This is a genomic window from Alkaliphilus flagellatus, from assembly GCF_018919215.1.
Classification (GTDB): Bacteria; Bacillota; Clostridia; order Peptostreptococcales; family Natronincolaceae; genus Alkaliphilus_B; species Alkaliphilus_B flagellatus.
The window spans coordinates 70,394-90,093 of sequence record NZ_JAHLQK010000006.1 but is presented as its reverse complement, the minus strand read 5'-3'; the positions used below and the strand labels follow the sequence as shown (position 1 = coordinate 90,093).

At 31.5% G+C, this 19,700-nt stretch carries 20 protein-coding genes; 2 read left to right on the top strand and 18 right to left on the bottom strand.

What is annotated here, in order from left to right:
• Positions 1-9: 9 nt before the first annotated feature.
• From KQI88_RS15040 to selA, 4 genes are read right to left on the bottom strand one after another with little or no spacing between them, the layout of a single operon-like run.
• Positions 10-1,461, bottom strand: coding sequence for a sensor histidine kinase (locus tag KQI88_RS15040; RefSeq protein WP_246579331.1), 1,452 nt, complete (start codon positions 1,459-1,461; stop codon positions 10-12).
• Positions 1,436-2,125, bottom strand: a complete 690-nt coding sequence (locus KQI88_RS15035) for a response regulator transcription factor (protein WP_216418700.1) — start codon at positions 2,123-2,125, stop codon at positions 1,436-1,438. Before KQI88_RS15035 ends, KQI88_RS15040 begins: the two co-directional genes overlap by 26 nt.
• A 47-nt stretch (positions 2,126-2,172) precedes the next feature.
• Positions 2,173-4,068: a selenocysteine-specific translation elongation factor gene (gene selB / locus KQI88_RS15030; protein ID WP_216418698.1), complete on the bottom strand. Its 1,896-nt coding sequence runs from the start codon at positions 4,066-4,068 to the stop codon at positions 2,173-2,175.
• Positions 4,069-4,084: 16 nt separating this feature from the next.
• On the bottom strand, positions 4,085-5,488 hold the full coding sequence (gene selA / locus KQI88_RS15025; RefSeq protein ID WP_216418696.1) for an L-seryl-tRNA(Sec) selenium transferase: 1,404 nt from the start codon (positions 5,486-5,488) through the stop codon (positions 4,085-4,087).
• A 541-nt stretch (positions 5,489-6,029) separates the two neighbouring features.
• On the opposite strand from selA, the gene KQI88_RS15020 reads away from it, so the two are divergent.
• Entirely contained in the window at positions 6,030-7,427 is a 1,398-nt protein-coding gene (locus tag KQI88_RS15020; RefSeq protein WP_216418694.1) for an alanine/glycine:cation symporter family protein, read from the top strand.
• A 73-nt stretch (positions 7,428-7,500) separates the two neighbouring features.
• On the opposite strand, the gene selD is transcribed toward KQI88_RS15020, so the two are convergent.
• Both selD and KQI88_RS15010 read right to left on the bottom strand, forming a co-directional pair.
• A complete protein-coding gene (selD, locus tag KQI88_RS15015; protein ID WP_216418692.1) occupies positions 7,501-8,541 on the bottom strand; it encodes a selenide, water dikinase SelD in 1,041 nt (346 codons plus the stop codon).
• 101 nt (positions 8,542-8,642) lie between these two features.
• On the bottom strand, positions 8,643-9,284 hold the full coding sequence (locus tag KQI88_RS15010; protein WP_216418691.1) for a helix-hairpin-helix domain-containing protein: 642 nt from the start codon (positions 9,282-9,284) through the stop codon (positions 8,643-8,645).
• 180 nt (positions 9,285-9,464) lie between these two features.
• On the opposite strand from KQI88_RS15010, the gene KQI88_RS15005 reads away from it, so the two are divergent.
• Positions 9,465-10,784 carry a D-alanyl-D-alanine carboxypeptidase family protein gene (locus tag KQI88_RS15005; protein ID WP_216418689.1) on the top strand — a complete coding sequence of 440 codons (1,320 nt, stop codon included), beginning with the start codon at positions 9,465-9,467 and terminating at the stop codon, positions 10,782-10,784.
• Positions 10,785-10,825: 41 nt separating this feature from the next.
• Here KQI88_RS15005 and sdaAA read toward each other — a convergent pair whose 3' ends face one another.
• The 12 genes from sdaAA to obgE form a co-directional block, all read right to left on the bottom strand.
• Positions 10,826-11,701 carry an L-serine ammonia-lyase, iron-sulfur-dependent, subunit alpha gene (sdaAA, locus tag KQI88_RS15000; RefSeq protein ID WP_216418687.1) on the bottom strand — a complete coding sequence of 292 codons (876 nt, stop codon included), beginning with the start codon at positions 11,699-11,701 and terminating at the stop codon, positions 10,826-10,828.
• 21 nt (positions 11,702-11,722) lie between these two features.
• Positions 11,723-12,394 carry an L-serine ammonia-lyase, iron-sulfur-dependent subunit beta gene (gene sdaAB, locus KQI88_RS14995; protein ID WP_212377444.1) on the bottom strand — a complete coding sequence of 224 codons (672 nt, stop codon included), beginning with the start codon at positions 12,392-12,394 and terminating at the stop codon, positions 11,723-11,725.
• 101 nt (positions 12,395-12,495) lie between these two features.
• Positions 12,496-12,873 (bottom strand): RidA family protein, encoded by a 378-nt coding sequence (locus KQI88_RS14990; protein ID WP_281417641.1) that lies wholly within the window; start codon positions 12,871-12,873, stop codon positions 12,496-12,498.
• Positions 12,874-12,888: 15 nt separating this feature from the next.
• Positions 12,889-13,536: a helix-turn-helix transcriptional regulator gene (locus KQI88_RS14985; protein WP_216418682.1), complete on the bottom strand. Its 648-nt coding sequence runs from the start codon at positions 13,534-13,536 to the stop codon at positions 12,889-12,891.
• Between the two features lie 139 nt (positions 13,537-13,675).
• Positions 13,676-14,029 carry a ribosome silencing factor gene (rsfS, locus tag KQI88_RS14980; protein WP_216418680.1) on the bottom strand — a complete coding sequence of 118 codons (354 nt, stop codon included), beginning with the start codon at positions 14,027-14,029 and terminating at the stop codon, positions 13,676-13,678.
• A gap of 21 nt (positions 14,030-14,050) precedes the next feature.
• Complete coding sequence (locus KQI88_RS14975) at positions 14,051-15,052, bottom strand: calcium/sodium antiporter (RefSeq protein ID WP_216418678.1); 1,002 nt, start codon at positions 15,050-15,052, stop codon at positions 14,051-14,053.
• A gap of 181 nt (positions 15,053-15,233) precedes the next feature.
• The gene (locus KQI88_RS14970; RefSeq protein ID WP_216418676.1) at positions 15,234-16,442 is read right to left on the bottom strand and encodes an LCP family protein; all 1,209 of its coding nucleotides are present in this window, start codon (positions 16,440-16,442) and stop codon (positions 15,234-15,236) included.
• Positions 16,443-16,483: 41 nt separating this feature from the next.
• On the bottom strand, positions 16,484-17,065 hold the full coding sequence (gene yqeK / locus KQI88_RS14965) for a bis(5'-nucleosyl)-tetraphosphatase (symmetrical) YqeK (protein ID WP_330656250.1): 582 nt from the start codon (positions 17,063-17,065) through the stop codon (positions 16,484-16,486).
• Between the two features lie 12 nt (positions 17,066-17,077).
• Complete coding sequence (gene nadD / locus KQI88_RS14960) at positions 17,078-17,725, bottom strand: nicotinate-nucleotide adenylyltransferase (RefSeq protein WP_246579330.1); 648 nt, start codon at positions 17,723-17,725, stop codon at positions 17,078-17,080.
• Positions 17,726-17,780: 55 nt separating this feature from the next.
• Positions 17,781-18,077 carry a YhbY family RNA-binding protein gene (locus tag KQI88_RS14955; RefSeq protein ID WP_216418672.1) on the bottom strand — a complete coding sequence of 99 codons (297 nt, stop codon included), beginning with the start codon at positions 18,075-18,077 and terminating at the stop codon, positions 17,781-17,783.
• A gap of 12 nt (positions 18,078-18,089) precedes the next feature.
• Entirely contained in the window at positions 18,090-18,272 is a 183-nt protein-coding gene (locus tag KQI88_RS14950) for a hypothetical protein (protein WP_216418670.1), read from the bottom strand.
• Between the two features lie 22 nt (positions 18,273-18,294).
• A complete protein-coding gene (gene obgE, locus KQI88_RS14945) occupies positions 18,295-19,578 on the bottom strand; it encodes a GTPase ObgE (protein WP_216418668.1) in 1,284 nt (427 codons plus the stop codon).
• Positions 19,579-19,700 lie beyond the last annotated feature (122 nt).

Sequence of the window (19,700 nt, the reverse complement as noted above, 5' to 3'; positions counted from 1 at the left end):
ACCTCCTAATTAATCCTTCTCGCCCAGCATATACTCCATAGGTAATTTAACATAAAATGTTGTCCCTTCATTTACCTTACTCTCTATTTCTATCATTCCTTGGTGTAGACTTATAATTTGATGTGAGATAGCTAGTCCTAATCCACTTCCACCTGTCTGTCTAGATCTTGCACTATCTACCCGATAAAATCTCTCAAATATATACGGTATATTTTCCTCTGCTATACCTATTCCATTATCACTTATTTTAATTACAGCATATTGTCCTCTTCTAAATAAGCTTACTTCGACTTTTCCACTACTTTCTGTATATTTTACTGCATTATGAATTATATTAGTTAATGCTTGATGTATTTTATCTTGATCTAAATAAATCTGTATTTTTTCCCATTGGTTCAAAATAATTTTTATGTTTTTTTCATTAGCTAGAGGTTTAATTGAATTGACAACCTTCTCTAACAGATAATTCACATAGGTTAATTTATAATCAAGATGTAACTTTTCTTCGTCCATGTCCACCATATTTAATAAATTTTCTATGATTTTATTTAAACGATCCATTTCAGAGTCTATATCCATCAAAAACTCCTTGTATATTTCAACCTCTACATTAGGCTGAATCAACAGTGACTCTGATAAAAGCTTCATAGAACTTAAGGGAGTTTTTAATTCATGAGAAACATTAGCCACAAACTCTCTTCTTTGCTTTTCAATTTGACTTAGTTTTGTATTCATAAAATTATAGGCCTTAGCTAGTTGACTAATCTCATCACTACCTGTTATAGATACATTTTCATTTAACTTTCCGTGAGCAGCATTTTGCATAGCTTGGGTTAGTCGTTTAATAGGTTCTGATATAGCAGTCGCAATTTTAAGGGTTATAAAAGTAATTAGTATAAGTACAATCAGAGAAATTAATATTAGACTATTTCTAATTGAATTTATTGTAATATAATGTTCTAGTAGCGATACGGATAATAAAACTACCCCTGCAATTTTTCCATTCTTAGTAAGTGGCACACTTGTATATAAAGTGTTTTTATACTTATCTAATATGTATTCACTTACCATAGCTTCTCCATCCAAAGCTCTAACTACTTCTTTTTGATCAATTACAGCATCTCTTAAATCATTAAAAGAATCGTAAATTACTTTTTTTTTAGAATCAATTATCAATATTCTTCCATCAAGCTTTGTAGATATTTCCTTTAATTGAATATCTAAGTTGATATCAGTTAATTCAACATCTTCTTTTTTTAAAGTAACGGATATGCTATCAGAAATAATATTAGCCTTTATTAAAGCATCTTTTTTCTGTTGTTTTAAAAAACCAGTTTTTATAGTTTCGTATACAAAAATATTTATAACTAACAAAGCAACTACTATTAATAATAAATATGTGGATATTAGCTTCCACCTAATTCCATCAAAGTTATTATTTATTCCTAAAATAGTACCCAACTCCCCACTTTGTCAATATGTATCCTGGGTTACTAGAGTTAAGTTCGATTTTTTCTCTTAAACGTCTAATATGCACGTCTACTGTTCGTAAGTCTCCAAAATATTCATAACCCCAAATTATTTCTAATAATTCTTCTCTGCTATAAATCTTTCCTGGATTTGACGCTAGCAATAGCAATAAATCAAATTCCTTAGCTGTTAGATTTATATCTGCTCCATTCAAACTTACTTTTCTACCTAAAGTATTAATTTTAAAATCATCAATTTTAATAATTCTCTCCTCAATTGGTTGATCTATGCTTTGGTATCTTCTTAAAACAGCCTTTATTCTAGCTTTTAATTCTAAAATATTAAATGGCTTAGTTAAATAGTCATCTGCACCATATTCTAAGCCTAATATTTTACTCATGTCTTCACCCTTAGCAGTTAGCATAATAATAGGAATCTGAGAGCTTAATCGTATTTGTTGACATACTTGCAAACCATCTATTTTAGGAAGCATTAGATCTAATAAAATTAAATCCACCTTTTGTTCCTTCACTTTTTCTAATGCTTCTTCACCGTCAAATGCTGTAAATATTTCATACCCATCTTGTTCCAGACTATATTTTAACCCCTTTACCAAAAGAGGCTCATCATCTACAATTAAAATTTTATATCCCATTTTTTCACCCCATTCCTTATTAATTGGAATAATAATTACTATTTTAATTAATACAAAATCCTTTTTTCATCTATTCTTTTTGTAAATCTTTCGTTATCAAAATACTCTAACAATGCAACAGCATACTTTCTACTAGTATTTAACATATCTCTAAATTCCGAAAGAGTAATACTACCAGTTTTGTTAATATAGTCTGCCAACTTTAATTTAGCATCTTCGTATGCTTTAACATGAAGTATAATTTCTTGGTTCAATTTAACTAAAGTATCTCCGAGTATAGCATCAAAAACCTGCTCAATATCTACTTTTTTAAATTGCATATTTTGTATAACATCCTCAAAACGTGGTGTTGAATAAGGTTCCCTTAGATATATTTCCTCAAGTTGAGCTTTGATTTTTTCATGAGTTGGCGTAAATATAATATTAAACTCGTATAATGACATGAATTTTCCTTGAATTTTTACAACTTGATTTTTAACAAATGTATCAATTAAAGTATCTACAATTTTACTCTTTATTTTAGGAAATAGTTTACTTCTAACTTCTTCTTTTAACATACCTGTCTTAAGAGGATTATTATTATGATAGGATTTAAGTATAAATGTTAATTCTTCTTTGACCTTTTCATAGTATTTTGTATGAATAACATTATCATTTCCTAGCATAAATACTTTATTTTCATTAATTAGGTTGGATAGTATTTCTTTTACATTATTTACTTGCTGGGATGTTAACTTGGCTATAAGTGCCAGATCCGGAAACTCACTGCTATGGATATCTATTTGTTTTTCCACAATTTCCTCAGGGCTCCCCTCTTCCCTTATAGCTAGATCTTTTAGCACATCCTCATCGAACCTCTTATGTTTTTTAGGATTAGCATCTATTACTACTGCTCCACCTAAGGTCTCCATAGGAGAATAATATCTAATAACTAAATGGTCTCCTTTTTTTACAGTAGTTGGTTCTTCTAACCTAAATTGAACGTAAATATTTTCATCTGTACTTGCCTCTTCCTGGTTCAGCAAGGTAACTCTAGCAAGAATTTCAGAAGCACCATGATATATTCTTACCCGATCACGGTTTTTAATGGGCTTTGATAGGTCTTTTAATAGGCTTAGCTTCGCATCTATCATCATAGTAGGTTCCATTGAATTTATTTGAGCCAATATTTGACCTCTTTCAATATCTTCTTTCTTAGTATTAGCTAAATTAATAGCTACTCTCTGTCCAGCATAAGCAATATCAACAGATTTTCCATGAACCTGTATGTTTCGTATGCGAACCTTAACCTTATCTGGTAAAATTTCCAATGTATCTTCAACCGAAATTTGACCTTCCATTAATGTTCCAGTTACTACAGTACCAAAACCGGTAATAGTAAATATTCTATCTATAGGCATTCTAACGGGTGCGTTAATATCCCTACTTTCCGTTTCATCTGTTAGTACATCAATTTTCTTAACCAAATTATCAATGCCTACTCCTTTAACAGAATCTACGGCTATCATTTCCGCATTCTCTAAAAAGGTTCCTTTAACCTTTTCTTTGATATCTTCTTTAATTAATTCTAGCCATTCATCATCAACTAAGGTTGATTTTGTAATTACAATTATTCCTTTTTTTATTTTAAGTAAGGATAGAATATCTAGATGCTCTTTAGTTTGGGGCATTACACCTTCATCTGCAGCAACAACTAACATAACAATATCCATGCCTCCAACTCCAGTGAGCATATTTCGAATAAACTTTTCGTGTCCGGGTACATCAATAATACCTGCCCTTTTCCCACTAGGTAAGTCAAAATATGTAAAACCTAATTCTATAGATATGCCTCTCTTTTTTTCTTCATTTAAACGATCTGTCTCATGGCCTGTTAATGCTCTTATTAAAGTAGTTTTTCCATGATCAATATGTCCTGAAGTTCCAATTACAACATTTTTCATCTACGTCCAAAGCCCCCTATTTCATAACTTCCACTAATGCTTGTACTATTATCTCATATTGTTCTTGTTTTATTGTACGCAAATCAATTATTACTCTGTCGTCTTGTACTCTTGTAAAAATAGGTCTGCTATATTTTCTAAGCTTGTTTTCTAACTGCGATACTGAAATGCTTTTAGATTTAAGTGTCAACGTACATGTTGGTAGTTTCTCTAAAGGCAAAGAACCTCCACCAACCTCTGAATAATCACTACTAATATTAACTTCTAGATCTAGTCCTTTAGATGAAATCATTTCATATAATACGTTAGTCCTTTTCTTAATAGAATCAAGTGATTCTGTTAGCATTCTTAAAGTAGGTATATTTTTTATAGCATTTTCTTCATCTAAGTAAAGCTTTAAAGTTGCCTCTAATGCTGCCATAGTCAATTTATCAATTCTAAATGCCCTAGTTAATGGGTTTTTCTTCATTTTATCAATAAAACATTTCTTACCTACAATTATGCCTGCCTGTGGACCTCCTAATAATTTATCTCCACTAAAAGTAACTATATCGGCACCAGCAGCAACACTTTCTTGAACAGTAGGTTCATGAGTTAAACCATATTTTTGTAAATCCACTAATACACCACTACCTAGGTCTTCAATTACAGGTACATTGTTTTTTTTGCCCAAATCTACTAAATCCTTAACACTTACGCTATCTGTAAACCCTAGTATTTTATAATTACTAGTATGTACTTTTAAAAATGCGGCGGTATTTTCACCTATAGCATTTTCATAGTCCCATAAATGTGTTTTATTGGTTGTTCCAATATCTACAAGTTTAGCACCACTTTGCTCCATTACATCCGGAACCCTAAAGGATCCTCCTATTTCAACCAATTCTCCTCTTGATACAATTACTTCTTTGTTTTTAGCCATTGTACTAAGTACAAGCATGACCGCTGCTGCGTTATTATTAACAACTAGGGCATCTTCTGCCCCAGTTAAAAATTTTATAATTTCAGTAACATGACTATAACGACTTCCTCTTTTTCCTGTTGAAACATCTATCTCTAGTGTAGAATATCCAGAAGCTATATCCCATATTTCATCTTTAATAGTATTACTTAAAAGAGATCTTCCTAAGTTAGTATGCAACACTGTTCCCGTACCATTTATGACCTCTCTTAAATTCATTCTCATAAATTTATGACTGTTGCTAATTATATTATAAATAATTTCTTCTATATCTATTTTAAAAGTGTTTAGTGATGTTTCATCTATTTGTAATATTTTTTTTCTATAATTTTCTATGCTCCTACGTATTTCATTTACAACTACTCTACGAGGAACCTCCTGCACTAAAGTTAAGATTTCTTTATGATTCAATAGCTCATCCACTGAAGGTAATGTGCTAAGTATTTTTCCTTTGCTCATAACTAATTCACTCCTAAAGATGATAAATTTATGATTTTTTACTTCTATCATGTTCTTTCTATAAGATATATAGATATATAGATTATAACATATTTTACACACTAGTATACTATTTTAAAGATCAAGATAGAGTATGCACCAATATTTAATACATAATAACATATTTTAAGTAACAATTAAGTAATAAGTAAGCAATTTTATAATAATCATTATAAATTTTGTAAAAATCTATTTTAATTTTCTTATTATTATGATAATATATACCTAATTAAAAATGTACTGGCAATTTTACAATAGTTTCCTATGTGGTTATTGTTATTTTTTTATCAACTTCATTGAAATATGCAAATCAAGGAGGCGTGCTTATTTTTCGGAATATTCAATAAAATGGTTGGTTAGTTAATTAATTATGTATTTATTTTTTAATTATTAATTGATATTATCTTTTAAATTTAATACTCAACAATACTTCATAAAAAACTATTCAATAATTATTTTACATTTTTAATAATTAATCTAAATATTTAGAGGGGGATTGTATATGTTTGCATTCTTAAGCACAATAGAGCAAATTAACGATTTTCTTAATGGACTAGTTTGGGGTCCTTATATGCTAGTATTATTAGTAGGAACAGGTATTTTCTTCACATTTAGAACTAATTTTTTCCAAATTAGAAAATTTATCTATGCTATGCAAGAAACTCTAATGAAAATTTTTGTTAAATCAGAAGGTGGCGAAGATGGAGATATTACTCCTTTTCAAGCTGTATCAACGGCTTTAGCTGCTACAGTTGGAACAGGTAATATTGCTGGAGTTGCTACAGCTATTGCTCTTGGTGGACCTGGTGCTGTATTTTGGATGTGGATTTCTGCATTCTTCGGTATGATGACAAAGTTTGCCGAGGTAGTATTAGCTGTACAATATCGAGAAAAAAATGCTGACGGTAGTTGGTCAGGAGGTCCAATGTACTATATTAGAAATGGACTTAATTTAAAATGGTTAGCTACATTATTCGCAATACTAGGAGCTTTTGCTGCATTTGGTATTGGTAATATGGTTCAATCTAACTCTGTTGCTGAGGCGATTAATGCTACTTTTAATATTCCTCACTATGTTACAGGTATTGTATTAGCGGTAGGTGCTGCACTTGTTATAATTGGGGGGATAGGCCGTATTGCTTCTGTTACTGAAAAGTTAGTACCTTTCATGGCTTTGTTCTATATAATTGGTGCTGTATTAATTCTTATATTAAATGCAAGTGGTATTCCGGGTGCTTTTGCAGAAATCTTTAGTCATGCATTTTCAGCTAGAGCTGCTACTGGTGGATTTGCAGGTGCAGCAGTTATGATGGCTATGAGATACGGGGTTGCTCGTGGAGTATTTACTAACGAAGCTGGTCTTGGCTCTGCTCCAATCGCCCATGCTGCTGCAAAAACTGACCATCCTGTACGTCAAGGTCTATGGGGAATCTTTGAAGTATTTGTTGATACAATCCTTATTTGTTCTGTAACTGCTTTAGCCATATTATCTACTGGCGTATGGTTACCAGCAAATACTGGTGGAGAACAATTAACAGGTGCTGCATTAACAACTGCAGCATTTAACAGAGGTCTTCCTGGACCTGGTGGCATTATAGTAGCAATTGGTATTTTACTATTTGCTTTCTCTACTATTTTAGGTTGGGCATACTACGGAGAAAAATGTGCCGAGTATTTATTTGGACCAAAGGTTAAGAAGTACTATAGAATACTTTGGATACCACTAGTATTCGTTGGAACTGTTGCTAACTTAGAGCTTATTTGGGGTATAGCTGATACTATGAACGGATTAATGGCAATTCCTAACTTAATAGGTCTATTAGGATTAAGTGGAGTAGTGTTTAAGCTAACAAAGGAGTTCTTTGCTGATAAATCATTTGCAAAAGGTCCTAATAAATAATATTATAGTCAATAAAAAACGGGTATACATTACTAAAATGTACCCGTTTTTTATTATATTTATTTAAATTTATTTACTTTAAATAAATAGCATATTCTCCCTTTGGAAGAACCCTTCCAACAATAGAAAATTTAATATCTGTATTGATAGATAAGCTTTCAAGAGCCTTTTCTACATCAGCTTCATGTACTGCTACCAACAGACCTCCCGACGTTTGGGGATCATACAGTAAATCTTCTATCACATTTTCTATATTTCCTACTATTCTTACTTCTTTCTCAATATGCTTTTTGTTAGAATACATACCAGCCGGTATAATACCCATACTAGCAAGATCTCTTGCTCCTTTTAGTATAGGAATCTTATCTGAGTAAATCTCTAAGGATACTTCACTCCCCTTTGCCATCTCGTAAGCATGTCCAAGAAAACCAAATCCTGTAATATCTGTACAGGAAGAAATGTTTACATGTTCAATTGCCTCAAAAGCATATTTGTTCAATGTAACCATAGTTTTTACAGCGATATCATATTGCTCTTTAGAAGCAATATCTGCTTTTATAGCTGTATTTAATACTCCTAATCCAACAGGCTTTGTAAGTATTAAATAATCTCCCACTCGAGCCGTACTGTTAGCTAATACTTTTTTAGGGTGAACAACTCCAGTAACAGAAAGTCCATATTTAGGCTCATTATCCTCAACAGTGTGGCCTCCAACTAATAATGCCCCAGCTTCTATTATTTTATCTGCCCCACCTTTTAGTACCTCTTGTAGTACTTTAGGGTCTAAGCAGCTTGGAAAACATACAATATTCATTGCCATAAGTGGTTTTCCTCCCATAGCATATACATCGCTTAATGAGTTGGCTGCTGCTATTTGTCCATATGTATATGGATCATCTACAACTGGTGTAAAAAAGTCCAGAGTTTGAATTAGAGCTGTGTCTTCATTAAGTTCATATACAGCTGCATCATCAGAAGTATCTAGGCTTACAATTAGTTTTTTATCTTCTACTTTTGGTAAATTGCACAGAACCTGCGCAAGGACATCTGGTCCTATTTTAGCCGCTCAGCCTGAGCTTGTAGTCATTTGTGTAAGTCTTTGAGGGTTTGTCATCCTAATCCTCCTTATTAATATACCTATAATAATCGCTAAACTACATAATATAATAAATCATATATATTATACATCATTTATTGTTATACTTAAACCTGTTATCATTTTACAGTTACCTTATCCTTTATTTCGCTAAATTTTTTATCCCCTATTCCACTTACGTTTTTTAATTCTTCTACAGATTTAAAATCCCCTTTTTCACTTCTGTATTCTATTATTCTGTTAGCTAATACTTCTCCTATACCTGGTAGGCTATTTAATTCTGTCATACTAGCATTGTTAATATTTACAAGACTTTCATTTTTATTAATATTAGTCGTTATAGGTGCATTAGTTATATTTTGAATTTCTACATTTTCATCACTTTCACTAGGGATGTATATATATTCTTCATCTACTATTTTTTTAGCTAAATTAATTTTTTTCCGATTTGCTGTTTCTAATAATCCTCCAGCTGCTTCAATAACATCAAAAACCCTTGTATCTTTATCTAATTCGTATACGCCAGGGCTGACAACCTCACCTTCTATATGTACTACTATTTTCTCACTATTGATCTCATCTCTATTGCTACTACTATCTTTACCACTTTCTGTACTACTTTCATGTAAAATATCTTTTTTTTCCTCATGGCTTAGGACATAGACTTTTTGCTGCTTTATATAGTTAGAAATTGAGAAACCTAACACTATAACTGTAATTGCAATAACTATTATTAGATTTTGTTTTTTACCTAAATTCATATAATCCCTCTTTTCAATAATTTAATTATTATATTGTAAGAAAATAAGAGTTTAGTTATTATATTTCTATCTATTTACAACTTTCCCTTTTATTAATAATAATTTTTCCTTAATTTTCTTTATAATTTCTGGTATACTATATTAGATAATCAGTTTTATTATATGAAGGGTAGGGGGACTATGAAATATAAGTGGAGATACTTATTAATTTTTACTTTAATAGTTTTTATTGTTACATCCATATCAAACATTACTTTTGCTCAAGAAGTTCCTACTATTACTGCTCCGAATGGAGTACTAATAGACTACGAAACAGGAAAGGTTTTGTTCGATAAAAATGCTCATCAGCAAACTTATCCAGCAAGTACTACTAAAGTAATGACAGCCGTTTTAGTATTAGAGAATGCTAACTTAGATGATAAGGTTACTATTGATTACGATCTTTATGTAGATGGTTCTAGCATGTATCTTTTAAGGGGAGAGTCATTTACAGTTAAAGAACTTTTGCATGCCCTATTGATTCGTTCTGCCAACGACACTGCGGAGGCACTAGCTATTCATGTAGCTGGCTCTGTAGAAAAGTTTGTCGAGATGATGAATCAACGTGCCAAAGAACTTGGTGCATTAAATACTAATTTCTCCAATCCGCACGGTTTACCAGACACGAGTCATGTGACCACAGCTTATGACTTAGCAATGATTGCAAAGCATGCTATGAGTTTTGACCTTTTTAGAGAAATTGTAAATACTCCTATGCTAACATTTGAACCGACAGAACAAACACCAGAAACTAGATATTATCGCAATACAAATAAGTTTTTATGGGGTACAGGTATTGGGAATCAAATGCTTTATGATGGAAAGTACATAAATATTAAATATGATATTATCGATGGAATTAAAACAGGGTATACAGGCGCAGCTAAGCAATGTCTTATAAGCTCTGGAGTTAAAGACGATCATCGTTTAATTTCCGTTATACTTGGAGCAGAAGGTGTAGATGTCTATAGTGATTCTAGAACTTTAATTGACTATGGGCATGCAAACTTTAAGTTAGTATCACTAACAGGAAAAAATTCTGACCAACTTAAAGTTCCTGTAAAAAATGGTAAAGAGAACTATGTTAACATTTCCATTGCAAATGATAAACTTTCTATAATACCAAATAATACAAAATTAAGTGATATTACAGAAAGTATTTCAATAAATGAAAATATTAAAGCACCGATTACTCAAGGTCAAGCGCTAGGAAAACTCAGTTACTCTTTAGACAACGAAGTTATAGGTGAAATAGATTTGATTGCTAAAGAGTCTATAGAAGAACAACCTATATTACTTAAACTTTTAAAACCTTCCAAGTTTTTTGTTATATTTATTAGTGCATTTATTTTATGGCAAATATTTATTGCATATTTGCGAATTAAAAAAAGAAATAGAAAAAGATTTTCATATAGGAAAAGATCTCCTATATATAATTTTAATAAAAATATATTTAAATAAAACACCAAGGTATGTAGTTTTCATACCTTGGTGTTTTATCACTATTCCCCTAATACCTGTTTTTGTATTTTTCTACCAGTTGGTGTGTCAGCTAAACCTCCTAAAGCCGTCTCCCTTAATTCAAAAGGAATAGATCTACCTACTTTGTACATAGTATCAACAACTTCATCAAAAGGAATAATACTAGATACTCCAGACAATGCTATTTCTGCACATATTAGAGCATTAGCTGCGCCCATTGCATTTCTCGTCTGACAAGGCACTTCTACAAGTCCTGCTATCGGATCGCAAACTAGTCCTAAAATATTCTTAATACACATAGATGCAGCGGACAAGCTTGCCTCTGGAGTTCCACCCATAAGCTCTACAACTGCTCCAGCTGCCATACCAGCCGCTGACCCAGTTTCAGCCTGACAACCACCTTCAGCACCAGCTACTGTTGCATTTTTGGTTATTATCATTCCGATGGCACTTGCTGTAATAAGTGCATTAATTATATCTTCGTCTTCTAAACCAAATTCCTCCTGCATAGTAATTAAGGTTCCTGGTATTATACCACATGATCCCGCTGTAGGAGCAGCCACAATTCTTCCCATTGCCGCATTTACCTCAAGTACTGCCATAGCACTACTAATAGCCTTTGACATAACTAATCCACATACGGGTTTATGAGTATCTCTTCTTTTTTTAATCTTTTTACCTTCTCCACCTATTAATCCACTTAGAGACTTTACTTCTTCATTAAGTCCACTATTAACTGCTGATTTCATTATTTCTAGACTTTCTCTCATTTTGCCACGAATTTCTTCTTCACTTAACCCCGATAATTCTACTTCCTTAGCTAGCATCACTTCATAAATCCTTTTATTATGTTTATTACATAGATCCAGTAGCTCTTTTCCATTTGTAAAGTTCATTCAGTTTCACCTATCCTTATTCTATTTTATATTCACTAAATAAGCCTGTGGAACTTCTGGTATTGTCTTTTTAATGTAAGAAACTATTTCAGGACTAATTTCATTGTCAGTTTCTATAATCATAAATGCGTTTTGCCCTTTACTATAACGATATACCCTCATAAAAGCAATATTAATATCATAAAGTGCTAAAACTGCAGTAACCTTTGCTATAACCCCCGGTTTGTCTACATGAGAAATAATCAATGTATCATATTCTCCAGTAAATTCTATTTCCAAACCATTAATTTCTGTTACTACAATATTTCCTCCACCAATCGAAGATCCCATTAGCTCTATTATTTCGCCGTCATTTTTCTCAACAATAACTTTGACAGTATTAGAATGCACTTCTCCTAAATCTGCTTCCTGAAATATAAATTCTATCCCTTTTTCTCTAGCTAAGTCAAAGGAATACTTTATTCGCTCATCAACTGGATCAAAACCTAATATTCCGCCTACCAAGGCCTTATCAGTTCCATGTCCACGATAAGTTTTTGCAAAAGAACCATGTAATAGAAACGTTACCTTTTTAATATCTTCTCCTGCCATTTTATAGGCTGCCTTTCCTATTCTACATGCACCAGCAGTATGCGAACTAGAAGGTCCTATCATATTTGGGCCTACAACATCAAATATACTAAACTCTTTCATATCTTTCTCCCCTAACAAATATATAATTTACTTCCTCTTTTATCCAAAATTATATCCACACAATTAAGTGGTCATACAATGTATGACCACTTTTGAATTTACTATTTAATTACAGCAATAGCTTCTATTTCTACACCTACATCTTTAGGTAATCTAGCAACCTCTACACATGCTCTAGCAGGTTTATTTTCAGTAAAATAGCTAGCGTATACTTCATTGATATTAGCAAAATCATTCATATCTTTAATAAATACTGTAGTTTTTACTACATTATTGAGGGTAAGTCCAGCTTCTTCTAAAATTGCCTTTAAATTTTCAATTACTCTTGCTGTCTGCTCTTTAATTGTTCCAGGTACAATATCCATTGTATTTGGGTCTAGTGGCATTTGTCCAGAGATAAAAAGCAAATTATCCACTCTTACCCCTTGGGAATAAGGACCAATTGCAGCTGGTGCCTTATCAGTATTTATCATTTCCATCATTTGTATTCCTCCCTATTCATTTATTCTTATTTCATCAAGGTAATTATATACTGTATATCTAGATACACAGAGAATTTTAGCAACATAATCAATTGCTCCTTTAATTAAAAATGCACCTTGATCATTTAGTTTTTTCACAACACTTACCTTTTCTTCCTTATTCATATAAACAACAGGTTTTCCTGTAGCCTCTAAGGTTTGTGCTACAATATTTGTAAGAACATCATTTATATTATTTGAAACAGTATCTTCTAGGCTTACCTCTGCATCTAAGTTAGTGTGTACTAATTCTTCTAATGCTTTTTGTGCAACTACAAACTGTGAAATATCAATATTAATGCATAAACAACCAATAATATTATTATTTTCATCCTTAATAAACATAGTAGATGATTTTAAAATATGCCCATTAGAGCTTTTATTACTATAATTTAAAATATCACTTACATTATCATCTTTAGTTAATGCCTTTATTCCTATATCTAGCATTGGACTTCCTAGGGACCTACCAGTCACATGTCCATTATGTATTGCAACAATAGATTTTTTAGAACCATTTATCTCGTGTAGAACTACTTCACAGTTCTTCCCAAAGGTTGCAGCTATACCATCAATTAGAGGAATAATACCTTTTAATATTGGATGTATTTCTTTTTCCATAATCTCCTCCATAACTATTTCTTCATATAGATTATCTAAGTTTCATCATGTGTTGAAATTTTCTTAAATCTCTGAAGATAATTTTTATTGAAATATTAATAACTCTTTTTATTGTATATTATATACTCTATTCTAATATTTAGATGATGTCAATATTTACTTCATTTGCATCTTTCCAAATTCCATCTAAATTATAAAACTCTCTATCTTCTTCATGAAAAATATGTATCACTATATCACCATAATCTAATAATACCCATCTTCCTGATTCATAACCTTCTTTATGAGTTAATGTTAAACCTTCATTTGATAATTTATCCTCAATCGCATCTACTATTGCCTTTACTTGTCTTGAAGATGAGGCACTAGCTATAACAAAATAATCACATATTGATGTAATGTTGCTAAGATCTAAAACTGTTGAATTTTCTCCTAATTTATCGTCTATACTACTCATAATTTTCAAAATAATACTCATTAGTTGTTTTTTCATTTAAATCCTCCTATATTACTATTACATAAAAAGTTTTGCTAAAACAGTTAAATACATTATATAACTGACTACCAATGATAGCCCTAATGCTCTTCCTATTTTTTTCGAAAATAAACCTCCAGCGACTAATACCAACATCACTAAAAGAGACATAGGCATATCTAGGTACAATGTTTGTGGAATATTATAAATTTTAGTTCCTAGCATAATATTTTGATAGCTAGTAACAATTCCTTTGCTCCCTATTTTAGAAGAAACTCCAAGTACCATTAACATGTTCAGAATATTCGCTCCTAAAATATTACCTACAGAGATTCCTTGTTCTCCTTTTAACATTGAGCTAATAGCTGTAATGAGTTCAGGTAAAGAAGTACCAATAGCAATTAAAGTTAGACTGATAACCTGTTCTGGTATTTTTAAAAATCTTGCTATCTCCGAACCACTTTCTACTAATATTTTTGCACCTATAACAATTAATATGGCTCCAGCAACAAACTTAATTATGATTTTAAAAGCCTCATTCTTTTTTGTTATAGTAGATCTATTAGTTACAGATTGATTTTTCGACTCAATTTTGAGCTCTATTATATTAAATACGATATATATGGCTAATAAGATTAATAGTACACTACCTTCTTTTCTCGTAATTATTGTATCCTTTAATAGAAAAAGTAAAACTGCAGCACTAAATAACATGAAGCTTCCTTTTATAAAAAAACCTTTTCTTTCTATTTTAATAGGCGCTAAAACTGCCACTAATCCTAATATCAATCCTATATTGCATATTGTTGATCCAATAACATTTCCTATAGCAATATCGTAGTATTCATTATATGTGGCAATCGAAGAAACTAATAATTCTGGAAGAGTCGTTGCAACACTTACTATAGTAGCTCCTATTAGCACATTAGGAATTCCTGTTGCCTTAGCTACCCATACCGCAGATTCTACAAACCAATCTCCCCCTTTAATTATAATTACCAAACTTACAATAAACATAAAAAAAACAATAATAATATTCATCGAAATGTTCCTCCCTAGCATTTTACATATCTATACATTCTAAAAAGCTTCTGTAATAATATATTTGCTAGATTGAAAGATATGACTCCCTTTTGTTTTAAAGGAAGCCATAGACTTGTATAATAACAATAACTATATTGTTTAATATTAAATATTTTCAATGAATATTTGAAACTCTTAACTATCTAGCTAAGTCTTTTCCTATAATAATTCGTATATTCGCTTCATCATTATTATCTTTTTCAATCAATGTATTAATACCAAGTTCAGATTTTATATTTTCGGCCTCTTTTTTATAAGCTTTTGCATATTCAATAAAAGATACATCAATTGTGTTTTTTTCGTAGTTATCAACTCGCGAAACATCAAATCCATATTCTTTAACTGTATCTGCATATTGTCCAGCAATACCAGTAACTCCACATCCATTTAAAATCTCCACTGTAACTATAGAAGAACTGCTTTGCTCATCTGTTAAATAGGTATTTTTTAGTTCAATTATGTCCTCATCATTCACTACATAATAAGATGTTCCATTAATTGTTTTAGGAACTCCATGCAAAGTAACTTTATTTAAATTATCAACATTAATAGAAGAAGCCATAGCTCCTAAAGAAAGCATCTTACTTTTTGGTATATTAGTTTCAACATTCTTGTATGCAATATCTACAAGTTGAGGAATTTTCAAAATTGTTGTCGGTGAAATCACCTTATCTACTAATGCCTTTACAAATTGCTGTTGTGCCTCTATTCTGCCTAAATCTTGATTAACATATCCTTTTCTAAAACGCATGAAATGTACTGCCTGTTGGCCATCTAGTACTTGTAAACCCTTTTTAATATCTATCTTTAATGGGGGATTATCGTATGGATCGCTATACTTCATGTTGATTGGTACATCAATTTCAACACCACCCAAAGCATCTACAACCTCAATAACTGCATTATAATTTATCCTCACATAATAATTAATGCTTATATTAAGAAATTGTTCCACAGTTTTTACTAACAGGTCTGGCCCACCATAGGCATGGGCATGATTTATTTTATCTGAATTTTTTCTGCCAGGAATTTGAACACGAGTATCTCTTGGGATTGAAATAATTGTAGGCTTTTCCTTATTAGGATCTATAGTAACAAGCATAATACTATCTGATCGGGATATATCACTTTTTTGTTTCTTTGAAGAATCTACTCCAAAAACAAGTATATTAATTCTTTCCTTTTTACCTCTAAGTAACTGCAGTGGATTTCCCCATCCACCGTTATTATCATTAGTATTAAAAGGATTTGCACGATATATATTAATAAAACTACCAATAAGTAGTACTATAGCAATAGTTATAATTATCGGTAAAATTTTCCGCTTTTGTTTTCTTCTTTTTCCCATAATTCACCTCTTCTATTTAACTTTGTATCAATAAAAGTCATCTAATGCTGTTTATCCCTATACAATAATGAATTTCTGGCTTCAACGGTATTGGTATGCAATAGACCTCCCATAGATAAAACGTAACTTATAGTATTATTTATAGCCTGTAAAACTGCAGCATCTAAGTCTTTCTCAGCAATCATTCTTAATTCCTCTACTCCTATATAATTCCTGCCTAACTCAATAAAATCCGCTAGGTAAATAATTTTCTCTAATTTACTCATTTTTCTTCTACCAGTTGTATGATACTCTATTGCATTTAATATATTTTCATCGTAAATATTAAATTCATATTTAGCAATATGTGCAGCGACTTTTCCATGAATTAATTGGTATGCATTAGCCATAATCTCATCAACTTCTAAATTATTTTGACGCATATATTCTTCCAATTGTTCCTTTGAAAAATCCTTAGCATAGTCATGTAATAATGCTGCCATATATGCAGCTTCTTCATTCTCACCATATTTTTTTGCTAAATAAATAGCTGCATCTATTACACCTAAAGTATGTGTGTATCTATGTGAAGATACATTCTGTCTTAATTTATGATGAATTTCTTCAATTGTATGTACTCCCACTATCACACCTCGCTAATCAATATATAACCTATTTTTTAATATATACTTTTCTACGCTTTCAGGCAATAGATATTTTATGGAATTTCCTTCTCTTATTCTTCTCCTAATATCTGTTGATGAAATATCTAAAGTTGGTATTTCTATTTTAGTAATATTAGCCCCATATTCCTTAATAAATAGTTCAATCTTCTCATCTAATAATTCACTGTTTAATACTTGCCTAGTCATAACAATAAACTTAGCTATACTTAGAAGCTCTTTATATTCCTTCCAAGACTCTATATCAATAAATGCATCAGTTCCTGTAATAAAATAAATATCTGTATCCTTTCCATAATACAGCTGTAGTTCTTTAATTGTATCAATCGTATAGGATGTTTTCTCTCTATTTATTTCTATAGACGAAATCTCGAATTTGGGATTACTTTTAGTTGCTAAATTTAACATATCAATACGATTATAGCTATCTGTTATTAACCTTTCTTGTTTATGTGGAGGTTTTCCAGTTGGTATAAATATGATCTTATTTAACTCAAGTCTATCTAAAGCTGTTTGAGCAATAAATAAATGAGCAAAGTGAATCGGATCAAATGTTCCTCCCATTATTCCTATTTTATTTTTTTTAAAAATTTGGGGTTTAAAACTTGACTCTTTAATCAATTTATTACTCTCCCTATATTATTTAATTGGTTAAGAAAAAAGCCAGTGACAAGCACTAGCCTTTTGGTAACTCTATTTTAGGATTTTTGTGATTTTTACGATAAATAACAAACTTATTTCCAATTGCTTGCACAAACTCGGCCCTTACACTCTGTGCTACTTCATTAGCTGTATCCTTAGTATCCAGTAAGCTCGTTTCCAAAATAGTAACTTTCACAATCTCCCTTGCATCTAAAGCTAGATCTAGTTGTTCTAGAAAAGCATCTGTTAATCCAGATTTTCCTATTTGAGTAATAGGCTTGATTCCATTAGCCATACTCCTTAAATAACTTCTTTGTTTTCCTGTTAGCATCATTCTACTCCTTTATACTTCGACTTCTTGTTTTATTTTTCTGCGATGGACCTCATATTCCTTATTACCTTTCTTCCATCCAGAACGAACTTTTTCAACTGCTTTGATATCATTGCTAATCACAAAATCATTTTTAGCTAAACAAAAGTATGTTGTCATGCCTTGTTTACAATTTTCACAGTTTATACAGTTCATACTACTCTATAGACCCCCGTCTCTAATCAAAATACTCAAATTCAACACTATACATTTTTACTAAATCACCTTCAGAAACTCCTGCATCTTTTAATTTATCAATAACTCCTCTATTTCTTAATACTTTTTGGAAATAGCTTAAAGAGTCTATGTCGTCAAAATTAGTAGAGTTAACTAGTCTTTCAATAAACCTACCTTCTACAACATATACATCATCCTCTTTAGTAACTGTAAAGTGATATTTATCCTCCGTCTCTTGATACCTATAGACTTTTTCTTCTTCTACAACTGTTTCTTCTTGTAATAACTCTAGTTCTTTTAATCTTTTAGAAACATAGTTTAAAAGCTCATCTAGACCTTGGCTAGTAGCCGCTGAAATAGGAAATGCTTCTATACCACGTTCATTAAGAGTAGATTTTAATTTTTCAAAATTAATATCAGCACCTGGAATATCAGTCTTATTAGCTGCCACAACTTGTGGCTTTTCTGCAAGTTTTTCATTGTACAAATAAAGCTCTTGATTAATCTTTTCAAAATCTTCTAGCGGATCTCTACCTTCTAACCCTGCTACATCAAGTACATGAATAAGAAGTTTTGTACGCTCAACATGCCTTAAAAATTCATGTCCTAATCCAGTACCTTCATGTGCACCTTCTATTAGTCCTGGAATATCAGCTAAAACAAAACTATCCCCATATTTAGTTCTAACTACCCCAAGATTAGGTGTAAGAGTTGTAAAATGATAATTAGCTATTTTAGGCTTTGCACTAGTTACTACAGATAAAAACGTGGATTTACCTACATTTGGAAAACCTACAAGTCCTACATCCGCTATTAACTTTAACTCCAATATTACTGTAAACTCTTGCCCACGCTCTCCTCCTATAGCAAACCTAGGCGCTTGTCTAACTGCTGTTTTAAAGTGGCTATTACCCTTCCCACCTTTTCCTCCTCTTGCTACAACTACTTCATCATTGTTTATAGTTAAATCTGCAATAATTTCTCCAGTTTTTTCTTCTCTAACAATGGTACCAGGCGGTACCATAAGTATTAGATCTTCTCCATCTTTACCATACATATTTTTATTCTTACCGTCTTCACCATTGGTTGCAGTGTAGTGTTTCTGGTATCTAAAGTCCATTAAGGTTCTCATGCCCTCATCAACTTTAAATATAATATCTCCACCTTTACCACCATCTCCACCTGCAGGACCACCTGCTGGAACATAGATTTCTCTTCTAAAGGCAACAGCACCATCTCCGCCTTTACCTGCCTTTAAATATATTTTAGCTTTATCAATAAACATATAATCACCCTTAATTATTGCTATAACATGTTTTTATAAAATACTATGATTATAGCAACATATAATTACACACACTTTTCACTATTTTACCATTTTATTATATCAGTATTAATACTGATGTC

Coding starts and splice junctions, on each gene's coding strand:
- KQI88_RS15035 (WP_216418700.1), bottom strand. CDS start 2,125: ATGGGATATAAAATTTTAATTGTAGATGATGAGCCTCTTTTGGTAAAG.
- selB (WP_216418698.1), bottom strand. CDS start 4,068: ATGAAAAATGTTGTAATTGGAACTTCAGGACATATTGATCATGGAAAA.
- selA (WP_216418696.1), bottom strand. CDS start 5,488: ATGAGCAAAGGAAAAATACTTAGCACATTACCTTCAGTGGATGAGCTA.
- KQI88_RS15020 (WP_216418694.1), top strand. CDS start 6,030: ATGTTTGCATTCTTAAGCACAATAGAGCAAATTAACGATTTTCTTAAT.
- KQI88_RS15010 (WP_216418691.1), bottom strand. CDS start 9,284: ATGAATTTAGGTAAAAAACAAAATCTAATAATAGTTATTGCAATTACA.
- KQI88_RS15005 (WP_216418689.1), top strand. CDS start 9,465: ATGAAATATAAGTGGAGATACTTATTAATTTTTACTTTAATAGTTTTT.
- sdaAA (WP_216418687.1), bottom strand. CDS start 11,701: ATGAACTTTACAAATGGAAAAGAGCTACTGGATCTATGTAATAAACAT.
- sdaAB (WP_212377444.1), bottom strand. CDS start 12,394: ATGAAAGAGTTTAGTATATTTGATGTTGTAGGCCCAAATATGATAGGA.
- KQI88_RS14990 (WP_281417641.1), bottom strand. CDS start 12,873: ATGGAAATGATAAATACTGATAAGGCACCAGCTGCAATTGGTCCTTAT.
- KQI88_RS14985 (WP_216418682.1), bottom strand. CDS start 13,536: ATGGAAAAAGAAATACATCCAATATTAAAAGGTATTATTCCTCTAATT.
- rsfS (WP_216418680.1), bottom strand. CDS start 14,029: ATGAAAAAACAACTAATGAGTATTATTTTGAAAATTATGAGTAGTATA.
- KQI88_RS14975 (WP_216418678.1), bottom strand. CDS start 15,052: ATGAATATTATTATTGTTTTTTTTATGTTTATTGTAAGTTTGGTAATT.
- KQI88_RS14970 (WP_216418676.1), bottom strand. CDS start 16,442: ATGGGAAAAAGAAGAAAACAAAAGCGGAAAATTTTACCGATAATTATA.
- KQI88_RS14955 (WP_216418672.1), bottom strand. CDS start 18,077: ATGCTAACAGGAAAACAAAGAAGTTATTTAAGGAGTATGGCTAATGGA.
- KQI88_RS14950 (WP_216418670.1), bottom strand. CDS start 18,272: ATGAACTGTATAAACTGTGAAAATTGTAAACAAGGCATGACAACATAC.
- obgE (WP_216418668.1), bottom strand. CDS start 19,578: ATGTTTATTGATAAAGCTAAAATATATTTAAAGGCAGGTAAAGGCGGA.